The organism is Pseudomonas sp. BT76 TE3572, from assembly GCF_050435365.1.
Lineage (GTDB): Bacteria > Pseudomonadota > Gammaproteobacteria > Pseudomonadales > Pseudomonadaceae > Aquipseudomonas > Aquipseudomonas fluorescens_W.
The window spans coordinates 2,528,923-2,545,000 of sequence record NZ_JBNDKE010000001.1; the positions used below are offsets into that span (position 1 = coordinate 2,528,923).

Sequence of the window (16,078 nt, forward strand, 5' to 3'; positions counted from 1 at the left end):
GCGAGCAGGCTCACTCCTACAGTTGATGGAGTTGAACCACAAATTTGCATTCAACACCGACTACTGTAGGAGTGAGCCTCCTCGCGATAGCTATTTCCCGGACAACCATAAAGTCAGAGCTGCCACACCTCGGCATTCACAAAAAACGCCCGGGCATTGTCTTCCAGACTCTCCAGGTGATACCCGCCCTCCTGCACTATCAGGCACGGCAACCCAAGGCTGCGAATTCGCTCCCCAAGTGTCGCGAAACCTTCACGGGTCACCGCCACTTTGCTCTGCGGATCCAGCTCGAAAATATCGAACCCCAGGGACAGCACCAGCACCTCGGCACCGAAGTCTTTCACCGCCGCCAATGCCACGTCCAGTTGACCCAGGAAGTCCGCCTCGCTGGCGCCATGCGCCATCGGCAAGTTGAGGTTGAAGCCCTCGCCCTTCCCGACACCGCGCTCATCAACGAACCCGGCAACCCCCGGATAGAAGTTGGTCGGATCGCCATGCACGGAGACGTAGAGCACGTCATCGCGGTCGTAGAAAATCTCCTGAATCCCCTGACCGTGGTGCATGTCGGTGTCGAGCACTGCGACTCGCGCAAACCCGCCACGCAGAACCTGCGCCGCCACCGCGGCGTTGTTCACATAACAGAACCCGCCCGCCGCTTCGGCCCGGGCATGGTGCCCTGGTGGACGACACAAGGCGTAGGCCGCCGGCTCGCCATCGAGCAAGGCTTGGGCGCCAGCGATCGCGCTTTGCGCCGACCAATAGGCCGAACGCCAGGTCTGCTCACCCACCGGGCAACTGCCATCGGCCAGATAGCGGGCGGCCTGGGCGAGAATCCCGCGCAGGGCATTGGGTTCGCGCACGAAGATGTTCGACATCACCTCGTCGCCCCAATCCTCGGGGATCTCTTTCCAGCGCTGATGGGCTTCCTGCAAAAACGCCAGGTACGGCGCGCCGTGGACTGCCAGCAGCGGATCGAGCCCGGCATCGGTCGGTTGCTCGACTTTAAAACCCAAGGAGCGAGACGCCTGCACCAACCGCTGGGCCCGCTCCGGCACTTCCTGTGGTGTGCGCATCTGCCCACGGGAGTAGTAGCTGCGGGGGTGGTGAAGCAATTGTTCGGGGTGGAAAAAACTGCGCATGGGATAAATTCCTGTCAGTTAACGTCAATCTTGAAACCGAGTGCGTTCAACTGTAGGAGCGAGCCTGCTCGCGATAGCGGTTTAACATTCAACAACTTTGTTGGCTGTCAGTCCGTCATCGCGAGCAGGCTCACTCCCACAGGGATCGTGTTTATTCAGTTCTTCCAGCGCGGGACAGCACGGCGTTGAGCAACACATCAGTGCCCTGACGCACATCTTCGGGCAGCACATCCTCGGCCTCGTTATGGCTCAAACCGCCCACACAAGGAATGAACACCATCGCCGTCGGGCAGTACCGCGCGAGGTGAATCGCATCATGCCCGGCGCCGCTGACAATCGATTGTTGAGCGTAGCCCAGCGCGTCCACCGCCTGCTGCACCGCCGCCACGCAATCGGCATCGAACGGTGTTGCCGGGCTGATCCAGTGAGGCGTAATCGTCAGGTTCAAGCCTCGGCTATCGGCAATCGCCTGAAGCCGCTCGCGGACTTGCTGCTCCATGGCCTCGATGGCTTCGTCGCGGTGATGACGCAGGTCGACAGTGAAATTGACCAAGCCAGGAATGGTGTTGCGCGAGGATTTGTTGATGCTCAACTCACCGACGGTGGTCAGGCCTTCTGGGGCAAAATCGGTGGCCAGACTTTCGATGGCCTGGATCATCCGCGCCACGCCATACAAGGCGTCTTTGCGCAGTGGCATCGGCGTGGTGCCGGCGTGGGCGGCCATGCCTTCGACGCGTACATCTAGCCAGCGAATTGCCTGGCCGCCGCTGACCACGCCGATGCTTTTGGCGTTGTCTTCGAGGATCGGACCTTGTTCGATGTGCGCTTCAAAGTACGCATCCACCGCGCCGCCAAACGGGCGCTCGCCGGAGTAACCGGTGCGTTGCAACGCCTCGGCAACGCTGATGCCGTCGATGTCACGCACCGCCAGCGCTGCGTCCAGTGGCATGATCCCGGTGAACACCGCCGAGCCGAACATCGCCGGGGTGAAGCGTGCGCCTTCTTCGTTGGTCCACACCGCCACTTCCAGCGGCTTGCGGGTCTGGATACCGAGGTCGTTCAGGCAACGCACCACTTCCAGGCCGGCGAGTACGCCGTAGACGCCATCGAAACGCCCGCCTTCAGGTTGGGTGTCGAGGTGGCTGCCCATCATCACGGGCGCGGCATCGGGGTCGGTGCCGGCGCGGCGGGCGAACAGATTGCCGATGGCATCCACGCTCAGGGTCATGCCGGCTTCGCGGCACCAGTGGGAAAACAGTTCGCGACCGGCCTTGTCTTCATCGCTCAGGGCCAGGCGGCAGCTGCCGCCACGTGCGGTAGCGCCGATTTCGGCCATGTCCATCAGACTCGCCCAGAGGCGTTCACCGTTAATTTTCAACATGAGTTACTCCTGGGAAAACTTAATTAAGCGTTGGCCATTTCAATGCGTTCAGCGCTGGCATGGCGACGGGCAAGGGACAGGACACAGATCAGCGAAGTCGCGGCAATCAGGCTGTAGAACACCGCCATCGGCCACCATTGGCCGGCGAACTTGTGCGCCAGCAAGGTGCCGATCAGCGGCGTCAGGCCACCGGCCACAGCGCCGCAAATCTGATAGGCCAACGAAATCGCGGTGTAGCGCACACGCGTCTCGAACATGCCGCTGACGTAACCGGCGATCACCGCGTAGAACGACGCCATGCACACCACCGCCAAGGCGATGCCGAGGATGATCAGCGGCGCCTGGGCCGAGCTGACCAGTACGAACATCGGGTACGGCGAGGCGATGGCCAACAACGACACCAGGCACAGGAATCGCGTGGCGCCCATTTTCTCGGCGACCCACGCGGCCAGTGGTTGAATGCAAAACTGAATGATCGCCACCACAAACAGGCACTCAAGGATCAGCGAGCGCGGCAGTTCGAGTTGCTGGGTGGTGTAGGCGATCATGAAGGTGTTAGTGAAATACACCCCGGCGATCCCGAGGGTGTTGGCGCCGATGCACAGCAGCAGCGGACGCCACGCGGTGCGCAGCACTTCCATGACCGGTGCTTGCTCCTTGCGTGTGCTTTTGCGCGCCAGTTCACGGCTGGCGAGGAACTCCGGCGACTCATTCACGCCCAGGCGAATCGCCAGGCCCACCAGCAGCAGCAACGAACTGGCGAGGAACGGCAGACGCCAGCCCCAACTCATCAGGTCCTCTTCCGGCAAACGGGTGACGGCGCTGAAGGCCAGCAACGAGAGGATCAAACCGGCCGGGCTGCCGAGTTGCGCAAAGGAGGCGAAGAAGTTGCGTCGACCTTTCGGCGCATGCTCACCCGCCATCAACACCGCCCCGCCCCACTCGCCACCGACGGCGATGCCCTGGACGATGCGCAGCAGAATCAGCAGCACCGGCGCTGCTGCGCCGATTTGTGCGTAGGTCGGCAGCAAGCCGATGCAGACCGTGACCACGCCCATCATCAGCAAGGTGATGATCAGCGACTTCTTGCGACCAATGCGGTCGCCGATGTGGCCGAAGATAATCCCGCCCAACGGTCGCGCAAAGAAGCCCACGGCGAAGGTGCCGAAGGCGGCCATGGTGCTGAACAGTTTGTCGTCGGAGGGGAAGAACAGTGCGCCGAATACCAGCGCGGCGGCGGTGGCATAAATGTAAAAGTCGTACCACTCGATCATGGTGCCGATAAAGGCTGCGGCTGCCGCACGGCGCGGCTGAGGAGAAGCGTGGGGCTTCATGGGTCGGTCTCCTTTGGTTATTTTTTTGGCAGGAGTGAAACAGCAAAATCAAGGCGCTCTGACGGCGCCTGTCTGGAGATGATTTATCGTCTCGGGGCTATGATTAGTCAATTTTCTATTTATTATGCGGACTATTACGACAGCTTATAATCGAGAGCCGCCATGGCCGAACGCGATGTACAACGCCTGCTCAATGACCGCCTGGACTGGAACCTGCTGCGCACCTTTCGGGTGATCGGCCAGGAGCTGAGCATCAGCCGCGCCGCCGCCCGCCTGCACCTGACGCAACCGGCGGTGAGCCAGGCGCTCAAGCGTCTGGAGGAGCAACTGGGCCGACAACTGATCGCCCGTCGCGGGCCACGGTTTGCCCTGACCGAAGTCGGCGAGCAGATCTTCGAACTGGCCGGGGAAATCTACGGGCAGATGTCCCAGGTCAGCAGCGTGCTGGAGCAACCGGCCGACGAAGTGATCGGCAAGGTTCGCTTGCTGATCATCAGCCGGATCTTTTCGGAACGCTTCGATGACTTCCTCGCGGACTTTCATCGCCAGCACCCGCGAGTGGATCTGGAAGTCGATGTGATGCGCAGCTCTGACATCGTCAGCGCCCTCCAGGAAAAAACCGCGACCCTCGGCCTGAGCCTCAATCGCCGCCCGCAACCGCGCCTGGAACAACGGCTGTTCCTGCGTCAACGCTATGCGTTTTTCTGCGGCAAACACCATGCACTGTTCGGCCAACAGAACGTTGCCGAAGGCGATTTGCAGCGGGAGAACTTCGTCAGTTTCACCAGCGACCAGATCGGCGGCATGCTCTCGCCGCTGACGATTTTTCGTGATCAGCAAGGTTTCAGCGGACGGATCGTCGCCTCGTCACCGAGCCTGGAGGAAGTCCGGCGACTGGTGATCGCCGGGTACGGGATCGGCTGTTTGCCCGAGCACGTGGTGGCGGCGGACGTCGACGCCGGATTGCTCTGGCGCCTGCCGCCCCATGAAGGGATTGCCGATGTGGACATTCATTTGCTGTGGAACCGCGAGCAGCGCATGAGCCGGGCCGAGACGATCTTTCTCGAGAGCCTGCAACAGTGCTTGCTGGACTGAGTGGCCCGATCAGAACAACGGCAGACTGTAGCTGACCACCAAGCGGTTCTGGTCCGCATCGCGCGACGCTTCACTGCGCGACATGCCATTGCGCCAACCCAGCGCGACGTTTTTCAACGGCCCGCTCTGGATCACGTAGTCAAGGCTCAGGTCCCGCTCCCATTCCTCTTGCTCAGGCCCGGCCACCGTTTTGATTCCGCTGCCTGAGAGGTACATCGCCGAAGCCTTGAGCCCCGGCACGCCAAGGGCGGCGAAATCGTAACTATACTGGGCGAAACCGGTACGCTCGCCGGCGCGGGTGAAGTTCTGGATGTAACGGTCAGTCAGCAGGTAAACGCTTGCGCCGCCAGCGCCTTTGTCCGGTAAACCACCCTGGTTGAGCTGAACGAATCCGCTGTCACTGGACACCTGCTGATAACCGGCCATCAGCGCGTGAGCACCGATGCTCCAGGTGAATGCCAGGCTCCAGGTGTTGTTGTCGATCTTGCCGTCGCCGTTCTGCGTAAAGCCACTGGTGCGGTAGCCGCTGGCCCGACCGCTGGCCGAGTCATTGGCACCGTCGGCGGAAGTCTTGAAGTAGCGCAAATCGGTTTTCAGCGCGCCGAAATCCCCCAGTGTCAGGGTGTGAACCAGACCGGCGAAATGCTGTTGGTAATAGTCTTCGAGGTTGGCGTAGTAGTACTGCGCCAGAAGCGCATCGGTGACTTTGTAATCGGCACCGGCAAAATTGAACGCGTTGCTTTCCCGGGTGCCGCCGGCCACGGCCAGGCCAGTGCGGTCGCTGGAACCGCGACCCGTGGCGTGTTCGAGATGACCACCGGTCAGGGTCAGGTGCTCGAAGTCATTGGAGACGATCTGCCCACCCTCGAATGTCTGCGGCAGCAGCCGGCCGTCGTTGGACTGCAGAATCGGTAACTTCGGCGTCAGGGTGCCGTAACGCATTTCAGTCTGGGCAAAGCGCATCTTCGCCGTCGCACCGAAACGCGACCATTGCTCGGCTGCGCCGTTGCCATCGTTGGGGATCATCGAACTGCCAACATGGCGACCGTCACCGCTGTCCAGGCGAATACCCAGCAGGCCTAAGGCATCGACACCAAAGCCGACAGCGCCTTCGGTGAATCCGGACTGATAGTTGAGCATGAAACCCTGCGCCCATTCTTCGGTTCTGGAAGGGTTCGCGGCGCCATCGCGATTATCGTTATTGAAGTAATAGTTACGCATCCCGAGGGTCGCTTTACTGTCTTTGATAAAGTCCGCCATGCTTAACGAACTGAATAGCGCACTGCCGATCGCAATAAGTGCCAACGGTTGTTTGTTCATTGATTTTGAAGTTCCTGAGCAGCCAGTTTTCAGGCTGGCTGCCGGCTATTAAGAGAGTTTGATACTCAAGACACTGGACACCGGCTCGCCCGCCATTAACCGGGTCAGCAATTGCGGTTCTGCCCGGTCCGATGCCAGCGCACGCTCGATGACGTTTTGCGCAGTGACCGGATCGAGAAACAGCACGCCGTTGTCGTCCGCCAGCACGAAATCCCCGGGACGCACCGTGACGCCGGCACAGTGGATCGGCTGATTGATCTGACTGTCGCCACGGCCATGCAACTTGGTAGTCAGCAGGCTGGTACCGCGAGCGAAGACCGGTAGGCCGGACTCGCGCAGCTCGAGCAAGTCGGTCACCGCGCCGTCCACCACAATGCCCACCGCCCCCGCGCAACGCGCCGCGCAACTGGTGACCGCGCCGACGGGTGCGTGCTGCCAGTCACCGTCGGTGTCGATCACCAGCACATCGCCGGGCTGGATAAGCGCCAGGGCCTGGTTGACCGCGATGGCATCGGCGCCCACCAGTTTCAGGGTCAGCGCCCGGCCGACCAGTTTCACATTGGGCACCATGGCCCGCAGTTGCGAGTCAGCAAAACCCTCTTCGAGAAAGTGCCCGAGGGTCGGAAAGCTCACCGCGTTGAGCTGCTCGATCAGCTGCGATTCATCCATGTTGCGCCTCCTTGGCAATCAACTCGGCGACACAATCGATTTCCAGCGACACGCCCCACAACGCCACGCACACCGTGGTGCGTGCCGGCGGCGCATGGCCGAGGAACTCGCGATACACCGCGTTGAACGGCTCCAGCTGCGCGGGATCGGTGAGGTACGCATTAACCTTGATCACGTGGCTGAAGTCGGACCCGGCTTCAATCAGGATCGCCTCCAGATTGCGCAAGGTTTGTCGCACTTGTTCGGTGAAATGGGCGGGCTGGTCATCAAGCCCGCTCTGGGCCGGAATCTGCCCGGCGGTGAACACCAGGTGGCCGCTGACCACCGCCTGGGAGTAAGGGCCGACCGGGCCGATGAAGCCCGGGGCTGACTGAATTCTGCGCATGTTGTTGAACTCCATTAATCAGGCGGCGGCCGATTTGATCGGTTTGCGGAGGGTTGGCTCGTTGGCCGGCACTGCCGCTGGGATTTCACTGATGTCTCGCTTGAAGGTCTCCGTCAGCAACAACAGCGCCACCAACGAAATCAACGCCGCGCCGATCATGTACCAGGCCACCGAAGAGCCTTTGCCGGTCGCTGCCAGCAAGGCGGTGGTGACGATGGGCGTCGCGGCGCTACCGAGCAGACCGGACAACATGTAGCTGATCGACAACCCGGAATAGCGCACACGGGTGCCGAACAGTTCGGCGAGGAAGGTCGCGATCGGCCCGTAATTGGCCGCGAAGGCCGTCATCAACAGCAGGTAACCGAAGATCACACAGGGCAACTCTTTGGTGTCCATCAACCAGAACAACGGGAACGCCACCAACGCTTCGGCCACGATGCCGGCGACGATGATCGGCTTGCGTCCGTAACGGTCCGACAGCGCGCCGAACACCGGCAACATGACGATGCACCAGGCGCAGGACAGCAACACCACGCCGAGCATCACGCTGCGGCTGAACCCCAGATTCTGCGTGCCGTACGTCAGGCCGAAGGCAACGATGATGTTGAACGACGCCCCGGTCGACATGGTGGCGATCCCGCCCAGCACGACTTGTTTCCAGTACTTGCGAAACACTTCCGCCAGCGGCATTTTTACCTGCACCTCGGCTTCCTTGACCTTGTTGAAGGCCGGGGTTTCAGAGATGTTCAAGCGGATGTACAAGCCCACGGCGATCAGCAGCACGCTGCCCAGGAACGGAATACGCCAGCCCCAGGCCAACAGGTCTTCAGGGGACAGCCACGCGGCAATCAACAGGAAGGCCAGGTTGGCAATCATGGTCCCGGCCGGAACGCCGATCTGTACCCACGAGCCGTACAAGCCGCGTTTGTTGGCGGGAGCGTGTTCCACCGCCATCAGCACCGCACCGCCCCACTCGCCGCCCAACGCCAGGCCTTGAATGACCCTCAACAGCAACAACAGGATCGGCGCCCAGATACCAATGGCCGCGTAGTTAGGTAATAACCCGATGGCGAAAGTAGCGGCCCCCATGGTCAACAGCGAAACCAACAACATCGACTTGCGTCCCAGGCGGTCACCGAAATGACCGAACAGTGCCGCGCCGACAATCCGGGCCAGATACGCCGAAGCAAACGTCCCGAACGCCAGTAAGGTACCGATCAACGGATCAAAATCCGGAAAGAACACTTTGTTGAACACCAGCGCCGAAGCGGTGGCGAAAACAAACAGGTCGTACCATTCCACCGTGGTGCCAATCACACTGGCCACGGCAACTTTTTTCATACTGATTGCAACTTCCGGAGGTGCGCCGGACTTTTCTACAGGCGATAGATCGCTCATTACTGTCTCCAGGAGTTCATCGAGAACTCGTATTTAATTGTTTTAACTGGCAGTAAAACGTTCGAAGTGAGGGATTGTTGTTATAGATCGCCCAACTAATTGGGCGAGTTTGCAAGGCGCTTTATTATTAATATCCGAGTGTTCGGTCCGCACAATTCAATAACGGTTCATCGGTATTTAAACGGCGAAAGTTCTCTGCTATTTGTTCGGCGATACAGTCGTGAGAGGCCGCAGATGCCATGTGCGGGGTGATGGTGACGCCGGGCATTGTCCAGAGACGGTGATCGACCGGCAGCGGTTCTTGTTCGAAAACATCCAGCAACGCGCCGCGCAGTTTTCCTCGGGCCAGGGCGTGTTCAAGGTCGTCGATATTCAGATGACCGCCGCGCCCACAATTGACCAGCGCGGCGCCGTTGGCGAGCCGCTCGAACGTTGCGCTGCCGAGGATGCCGCGGGTTTCGCTGGTCAGCGGCAACAGGTTGATCAGCAACTCTAATCCTTCGAGAAACGGGTTCAGTTTTTCCGCACCGGCGAACGTCTGTACGCCCGGCAAGTCCTTGCTGCGACGCGCCCAACCACGAACGTCGTAACCGGCGGCGGCCAAATCCTGGGCAATCGCGCTGCCCAACGACCCAAGCCCCATCACCCCGACCTTGAATTGCCCCGCCGCCCGTTGCAGCGGCCGCTCCCAGCGCTGGTCCTGTTGCTGCAACAACACTTGATCGAAACCGCGGTGATAGTGAATCGCCGCCCAGCGCACGTACTCGGTCATGCCTTGGCGGTGGCCGGGATCGACCACTCGGCAGATCGGCAGATCCGGGCACGACGGGTCGTGATCGAGGTGATCGATGCCAGCGGCCACCGAGTGAATGACTTGCAGGTTCGGCAATGCGGCGAGGCTGCCCGGTAAGGGAAACCAGCACGCGGCAATCTGCGCATTCCTGGCCAACGGATCATCCGCCAGCACGGTCGTGAGCTGCGGCGCACTGCGGGCAAACGCGGCCTGCAATTGCTTGAGCAGCAAGGTGTCGCGGGACAGCAACACCACGGTGTTGGTGACGGTTTTCACGATAAGTAGGACTCGCGCTGGGATTCGATCAGGGTCAGGGCGGCCTCCCAGGCCAGGTCGATGATGTTGTCCTGCTCATCTCGGTCAAACTGCTCGGCAGTGTGTGCACAGACTTCCGGGGACGGGTAATGCAACGCCGAACCACCGGCCAGCGCCGCCACTTGCGCCTGACAGGCACGCTCCAGAAAGTGTATTTCCTGGAACGCCTGGGCCACGCCGGAACCACCGACCAACAGTCCATGATTGCGCAGGATCATCGCCCGGTGCGGCCCCAGGTCGGCAATCAAACGCTCGCGCTCATCCAGCGACAGCGCGATGCCTTCATAGGTGTGATACGCCAACTTGCCGTAGAACTTCAGCGCGTGCTGAGTGATCGGCAGCAAGCCGTGCTTCTGTGCGGCGACCGCCATGCCGGCGGCCGTGTGGGTGTGAATCACGCAGTTGAGGTCCGGGCGGGCCATGTGGATCGCCGAGTGAATGACAAAGCCGGCGGCGTTGACCCGATGACCTGCATATTCCGGATCGACGACTCGCCCGTCCTGATCGATACGCACCAGGTCCGAAGCGCGCATACGGTCGAAAATCACCCCGTAGCGGTTGATCAGAAAGTGATGCTCCGGCCCCGGAATACGCAGGGTGATGTGGGTGTCGATCAGGTCAGTCATGCGAAAGTGCGCGACCAGGCGATACAGCGCAGCCAACTCGCAACGGGCTTGCCATTCAACCGGGCCGATGTGTTCAGGTTTACTCACGAATACACCTCTTTAGCAGCGTGGGTGACGACCGGGTTGGCGCGCAGGCGGGCCAGGCCGCAAACACCGATCAAGGACAGGGCCGAGAGCAAGGTGAAGAACACCGCCAACGGCAACCATTGTCCGGAAAACTTGCTCGCCAGCAGCGTGCCGATCAGCGGCGTGGTGCCGCCGGCCAGCGCGCAGCTGAGTTGGTAAGCGATAGAAATGCCCGAGTAGCGCAGGTGCACCGGGAACGCCAGGGTCATGTAACCGGCGATCACCGCGTACAGAGCCGACAGAATCACCACCGCCAGAGCAATGCCGACGGTCATCAGCACAATGTTCTGTGTGGCCACCAACATGAACATCGGGTACGGCGTGACCATGCACAGGAGCGCGACCAGTTTGAGGAAGCGGCCTTCGCCGATGCGCTCGGCCAGCAACGCGGAGAGTGGTTGCGAGAGCAGCTGAATGACGGTCACCAGGAACAGGCAATCGAGAATCGTCGAGCGCGCGATGCCCTGGTACTGGGTGACGTAGGTGATCATGAAGGTATTGGTAAAGAAGAACCCGGCGGAACCGATGGTCACGGCGGCGGCGGCAAACAGGATCTGCCGCCAGCAGGTGCGGATCACGTCCTTCACCGGGTACCTGGAAGTCTCGTTGTTGTCTCGGGCCTTGGCGAACTCTGGCGACTCGTGGACACCGGAACGGATCATCAGGCCAACCATCATCAACACACCGCTGGCGAGAAACGGCAGACGCCAGCCCCAGGCGAGGAAGTCCTCTGGCTCAAGGGAGGTGACCAGACGAAAGGCGATCAACGCCAGCAGCAAACCGGCCGGGCTGCCGAGTTGAGCGAACGATGCATAGAACGTCTTGCGCTTGGCCGGTGCGTGCTCGCTGGCCATCAGCACTGCCCCGCCCCACTCGCCACCGACCGAAATGCCCTGGATCAAACGCAGCACAATCAGACCGACCGGCGCCCAGATGCCGACACTGGCGTAGCTGGGCAACAGACCGATACCGGCAGTCGCCAACCCCATCAGGGCCATGGTCACCAGGAGCATTTTCTTGCGACCGAGGCGATCACCCAGATGACCGAAAACCATGCCGGCCATTGGGCGAGCGATGAAGCCGACGGCGAAACTGCCGAACGCTGCCAGGGTACTCATCACCGGGTCGTGGCTGGGAAAAAACACTTGCCCGAGCACCAGCGCCGCCGCCGTAGCATAGATGTAGAAGTCGTAGAACTCGATGGTCGTGCCAATGAAGGCTGCCGCCGCCGCTCGACGCGGTTGAGGGGTAGTGTGCATGCAAGGACCCTGTGTATTTATAGTTTTGGGCAGGTACTGAAGGCTGTTTACGGGTTGCGCTCTGTGGCGCTTGTTAGCTTTATCGCTTCCGTGCCAGGATTAGTCAATTTTCAAATTCTTATCTTTACTATTAGCCTTGCTACTACCAGGAATTGTATGCCCTCCACTTCTAACCCTTGGGTCGGTCGCCGCTTTCTGAATGACCGCCTCGACTGGAACCTCCTACGCACCTATTTGGTGATCGGCCAGGAAGGCAGCATGAGCCGGGCCGCCGCGCGACTGCACATCACCCAGTCAGCCGTCAGCCAGGCACTGAAACGGCTGGAGGAGCAATTGGAATGTGTGTTGATTGCCCGCAGTGGGCGACGGTTTGATCTGACGGAGACCGGGGAGGAAGTCCTGCGTATTGCGGCGGACATTTACGGCGATATTTCACGACTGGGCACGGTGGTGGAAAGTCGTAACGACGACGTGGTCGGCAAGATCCGCATCCTGACCGTCAGCGGCGTACAAGCACGACATTACGACGACTTCCTCGCCGATTTCCACGAAACCCATCCGAAAATCGAATTTGAAGTCGAGGTGATGGGCAGCTCGAACATCATCAGTTCTCTGCTGCAAAAGACCGCGACCATTGGCGTCGGCCTGTGCCGTTTACCGCAGCCGCGGCTGGAGCAGCGAGTACTGTTTCGTGAGACTTATGCGTACTTTTGTGGGCAGCGTCATCGACTGTTCGGGCAAGAGAATCTGACCCTGGAACAGCTCGCGGCGGAGAACTTTGTCAGCTTCACCAGTGACCAGCTCGGGGGCAATCTTTCGCCCCTGACATTGTTCCGCGACCAGCAAGGCTTTACCGGCAAGATCGTCGCTTCATCGACGAGTTTCGAAGAGATTTATCGCTTGATCTGTTCAGGGTTCGGCATTGGCTGCCTGCCGACGCACCTGGTACGAAGGGATGTCGAGCAAGGTTTGCTCTGGCGTTTGCCGCCGGAAGATGGGGTGGTGGATTTCGATATCCAGCTGCTGTGGAATCGCGAACAGAAGATGAGTCAGGCCGAAACCGTGTTCCTCGAAAGCTTCCAGCACATGCTCAGTATTCGTGAGCCTGTGCTGTGAAGCCTTGATCGCTTAGACGTGAGGATCGCCCGGTGCTTTGCTCGGTGTAGCGTATTGCGGCTTCAAGTGACCGTCCTGGTCGAGTAGCCAGGCGTCCATGATCTGTCGCACCACAGGTCCTGCGACTCGACCGCCGGCCTCGCCGTTTTCGATCATCACCGAGATGACAATTTTCGGATGTTCGGCCGGGGCAAAACCGACGAACAAGGCGTTGTCGCGGTTACGCTCAAGGGTTTTCGCCCGGTTGTAACGTTCGCCCTGCTTGATCGCCACCACTTGCGCGGTACCACTCTTGCCGGCGATACGGTACTGAGCGCCCTGCGCTGCCGCGCGCGCAATCCCGCGAGCGTCGTGCATTACCATTTGCATGCCGTGATTGACCTGCTCCCAGTCACGCGGGTCTTTCAACAGAATGTTTGGCATTGGATGCTCGTCCACTGGCGCAACACCGTCCACGGTCCTGGCCAGGTGCGGGCGATTCCAGACACCTTTGTTGGCAATCAGCGCCGTGGCCTGGGCGAGTTGCAGCGGCGTGACCTGCATGTAGCCCTGGCCGATGCCGAGGATCACGGTCTCACCCGGGAACCAGGCCTGACGGCGCGTGGCGCGCTTCCAGGCTTGCGATGGCATCAAACCGGCAGACTCTTCGAACATGTCCAGCGAGACTTTCTCGCCGAGACCGAACATCGCCATGTAGTCATGCAGGCGATCGATACCCAGCTTGTGGGCCAGGTCGTAGAAGTAGGTGTCATTGGAGCGCATGATCGCTGCGTCCATGTCCACCCAGCCATCGCCGCTGTGGTTCCAGTTACGGTATTTGTGATCGAAGTCCGGGAGTTGGTAGTAACCAGGGTCGAAGACGCGGGTCTGCGGGGTAACGACGCCTGCATCGAGGCCGGCAATGGCCACTTCCGGCTTGATGGTCGAACCCGGTGCATAGAGGCCGCGCAGTACGCGGTTGAACAGCGGCCGGTCGATCGAGTCGTGGAGCGCTGCGTATTCCTTGAAGCTGATTCCAGTGACGAACAGGTTCGGGTCGAAGCTCGGCTTGCTGACCATCGCCAGTACTTCGCCGGTCGTCGGATCGAGAGCAACCACCGAACCGCGACGATCACCCAAGGCTTCCTCGGCGGCTTCCTGTAGTTTGACGTCGAGGCTCAGTACGATGTTTTTGCCCGGGATCGGATCGGTGTGTTTAAGCACTCGCAGGACCCGGCCCTGAGCGTTGGTTTCGACTTCTTCGTAACCCACCTGACCGTGCAACTGCGACTCGTAGAATTTTTCGATGCCCGTCTTGCCGATGGATTGAGTGCCACGGTATTCAACCGTGTCCAGGACTTTGGACTCTTTCTCGTTGATACGACCGACGTAGCCAATGGAGTGCGCAAAGTGCGCACCCATCGGGTAGTGGCGAACGAATTGTGGCTCTACGTCGATCCCCGGCAGGCGGAACTCGTTGACCGCCAGCACCGCAATTTGTTCTTCGCTGAGCTCGTAGAACAAGGTGACCGGCACGAAGGGATGTCGAGCCTGCTTCATTGCCTTGTCAAACAGTGCTCGGTCTTCTGTCGGCAAGTGCAGGAGGGTAATTACTTCATCCAGTTCCTCTTTGACATCAGAGGCGCGTTCGCGGGTGATGGTCAGGTTGAAGCTGGGCCGGTTGTCCGCCAGAACGACACCGTTGCGGTCGTAGATCAATCCACGCGTGGGGGTGATCGGCAGGACATGGACGCGATTGTTTTCTGAGATCGTCGAGTGATAGTCAAATTCGACCACCTGCAGGACATACATGCGCACTACCAGTGCACAGGTAATGGCAACAACGAACAGGGCGCAAGCCATCAGTCTTTTGTTGACCAGGCGCGTCTCTTTTTCGTGGTCCTTGATCGGTATCGGTTGGGGCATTTCTGCAGCAGCTCTTTAACTATAAAGGGGGGTGCCGATCCGTAGGCTTGAAATCAGTCCGTTAAAAAACGAGCTGCACCATACCAAAAACCGGACGGTCACTTTAGTGCGATTTCCTCTAACGGTTGTCCTTGAAGGCCAAAACGACGGTCGGTTCCTTTATAACTCGTGCGTTTTGCTCAAGATTGAGATTCCCATTCATGCATTTTTCTTGAAGGAAGGCCTGTAGATACTGGGTGCATGTCATTCCGTTTGGTTTGGTTTGGTTTGGCAGCCAACAGTGCTGATGAACTGAGTGATGGACGTCTGCTACTGCCATTGTTGGTCGCAGGTCTTGGTCAGCAATCCACTTTCCTGCGGGCAAAACAAAACCCCTACCTGCATACGCAGATAGGGGTTTCGGAATTTAATCTTGACGATGACCTACTCTCACATGGGGAAACCCCACACTACCATCGGCGATGCATCGTTTCACTGCTGAGTTCGGGATGGGATCAGGTGGTTCCAATGCTCTATGGTCGTCAAGAAATTCGGTAGCCAGGTCGTTTGCCTTGCGGCTCACGCTCCAGCGAATGGGTAAGTGATAGATTTGGTGTTTTATGAGTATCTCGAACTTTCGGTTCGTTTCGTCTTCACACACCGCAATCTGGTCTCTTTCGAGTTCACAAATTGCTTGGGTGTTATATGGTCAAGCCTCACGGGCAATTAGTATTGGTTAGCTCAACGCCTCACAGCGCTTACACACCCAACCTATCAACGTCGTAGTCTTCGACGGCCCTTCAGGGGACTCAAGGTCCCAGTGAGATCTCATCTTGAGGCTAGTTTCCCGCTTAGATGCTTTCAGCGGTTATCTATTCCGAACATAGCTACCCGGCAATGCCACTGGCGTGACAACCGGAACACCAGAGGTTCGTCCACTCCGGTCCTCTCGTACTAGGAGCAGCCCCTCTCAAATCTCAAACGTCCACGGCAGATAGGGACCGAACTGTCTCACGACGTTCTAAACCCAGCTCGCGTACCACTTTAAATGGCGAACAGCCATACCCTTGGGACCGGCTTCAGCCCCAGGATGTGATGAGCCGACATCGAGGTGCCAAACACCGCCGTCGATATGAACTCTTGGGCGGTATCAGCCTGTTATCCCCGGAGTACCTTTTATCCGTTGAGCGATGGCCCTTCCATACAGAACCACCGGATCACTAAGACCTACTTTCGTA

13 protein-coding genes and 2 rRNA genes (1 of these 15 cut by a window edge) are annotated in these 16,078 nt (G+C 59.5%); 2 read left to right on the forward strand and 13 right to left on the reverse strand.

Annotation, left to right across the window (positions count from 1 at the left end):
• Positions 1–113: 113 nt before the first annotated feature.
• The 3 genes from ABH912_RS11580 to ABH912_RS11590 all read right to left on the reverse strand — a co-directional run bounded on the left by ABH912_RS11580 (position 114) and on the right by ABH912_RS11590 (position 3,854).
• Positions 114–1,139 carry a histone deacetylase family protein gene (locus ABH912_RS11580; RefSeq protein ID WP_429510721.1) on the reverse strand — a complete coding sequence of 342 codons (1,026 nt, stop codon included), beginning with the start codon at positions 1,137–1,139 and terminating at the stop codon, positions 114–116.
• Positions 1,140–1,290: 151 nt separating this feature from the next.
• Complete coding sequence (locus ABH912_RS11585) at positions 1,291–2,520, reverse strand: Zn-dependent hydrolase (RefSeq protein ID WP_429510722.1); 1,230 nt, start codon at positions 2,518–2,520, stop codon at positions 1,291–1,293.
• Positions 2,521–2,543: 23 nt separating this feature from the next.
• The gene (locus ABH912_RS11590) at positions 2,544–3,854 is read right to left on the reverse strand and encodes an MFS transporter (RefSeq protein WP_429510723.1); all 1,311 of its coding nucleotides are present in this window, start codon (positions 3,852–3,854) and stop codon (positions 2,544–2,546) included.
• A gap of 162 nt (positions 3,855–4,016) precedes the next feature.
• On the opposite strand from ABH912_RS11590, the gene ABH912_RS11595 reads away from it, so the two are divergent.
• Positions 4,017–4,949, forward strand: coding sequence for a LysR family transcriptional regulator (locus ABH912_RS11595; protein WP_033061190.1), 933 nt, complete (start codon positions 4,017–4,019; stop codon positions 4,947–4,949).
• Positions 4,950–4,958: 9 nt separating this feature from the next.
• Here ABH912_RS11595 and ABH912_RS11600 read toward each other — a convergent pair whose 3' ends face one another.
• From ABH912_RS11600 to ABH912_RS11630, 7 genes are all read right to left on the reverse strand, one after another.
• Positions 4,959–6,269, reverse strand: coding sequence for an OprD family porin (locus ABH912_RS11600; protein ID WP_429510724.1), 1,311 nt, complete (start codon positions 6,267–6,269; stop codon positions 4,959–4,961).
• 48 nt (positions 6,270–6,317) lie between these two features.
• Positions 6,318–6,938: an RraA family protein gene (locus ABH912_RS11605; RefSeq protein ID WP_429510725.1), complete on the reverse strand. Its 621-nt coding sequence runs from the start codon at positions 6,936–6,938 to the stop codon at positions 6,318–6,320.
• Positions 6,931–7,323 carry a RidA family protein gene (locus ABH912_RS11610; protein WP_033061193.1) on the reverse strand — a complete coding sequence of 131 codons (393 nt, stop codon included), beginning with the start codon at positions 7,321–7,323 and terminating at the stop codon, positions 6,931–6,933. Before ABH912_RS11610 ends, ABH912_RS11605 begins: the two co-directional genes overlap by 8 nt.
• An 18-nt stretch (positions 7,324–7,341) precedes the next feature.
• Positions 7,342–8,721 (reverse strand): MFS transporter, encoded by a 1,380-nt coding sequence (locus ABH912_RS11615; protein ID WP_429510726.1) that lies wholly within the window; start codon positions 8,719–8,721, stop codon positions 7,342–7,344.
• Positions 8,722–8,848: 127 nt separating this feature from the next.
• Positions 8,849–9,790 carry a 2-hydroxyacid dehydrogenase gene (locus tag ABH912_RS11620; RefSeq protein WP_429510727.1) on the reverse strand — a complete coding sequence of 314 codons (942 nt, stop codon included), beginning with the start codon at positions 9,788–9,790 and terminating at the stop codon, positions 8,849–8,851.
• Positions 9,787–10,542 carry a class II aldolase/adducin family protein gene (locus tag ABH912_RS11625; protein WP_033061196.1) on the reverse strand — a complete coding sequence of 252 codons (756 nt, stop codon included), beginning with the start codon at positions 10,540–10,542 and terminating at the stop codon, positions 9,787–9,789. The genes ABH912_RS11620 and ABH912_RS11625 overlap by 4 nt, the downstream gene beginning before the upstream one ends.
• Positions 10,539–11,840, reverse strand: coding sequence for an MFS transporter (locus ABH912_RS11630; RefSeq protein WP_429510728.1), 1,302 nt, complete (start codon positions 11,838–11,840; stop codon positions 10,539–10,541). The genes ABH912_RS11625 and ABH912_RS11630 overlap by 4 nt, the downstream gene beginning before the upstream one ends.
• Before the next feature lie 156 nt (positions 11,841–11,996).
• Here ABH912_RS11630 and ABH912_RS11635 point away from each other — a divergent pair, with 156 nt between their 5' ends.
• Positions 11,997–12,956, forward strand: coding sequence for a LysR family transcriptional regulator (locus ABH912_RS11635; RefSeq protein ID WP_046055134.1), 960 nt, complete (start codon positions 11,997–11,999; stop codon positions 12,954–12,956).
• A gap of 12 nt (positions 12,957–12,968) precedes the next feature.
• On the opposite strand, the gene mrdA is transcribed toward ABH912_RS11635, so the two are convergent.
• The 3 genes from mrdA to ABH912_RS11650 all read right to left on the reverse strand — a co-directional run.
• Complete coding sequence (mrdA, locus tag ABH912_RS11640; RefSeq protein WP_429510729.1) at positions 12,969–14,861, reverse strand: penicillin-binding protein 2; 1,893 nt, start codon at positions 14,859–14,861, stop codon at positions 12,969–12,971.
• A 410-nt stretch (positions 14,862–15,271) separates the two neighbouring features.
• Positions 15,272–15,387 (reverse strand): 5S ribosomal RNA (gene rrf, locus ABH912_RS11645).
• A gap of 158 nt (positions 15,388–15,545) precedes the next feature.
• Positions 15,546–16,078, reverse strand: a 23S ribosomal RNA gene (locus tag ABH912_RS11650) (it continues 2,359 nt past the right edge of the window).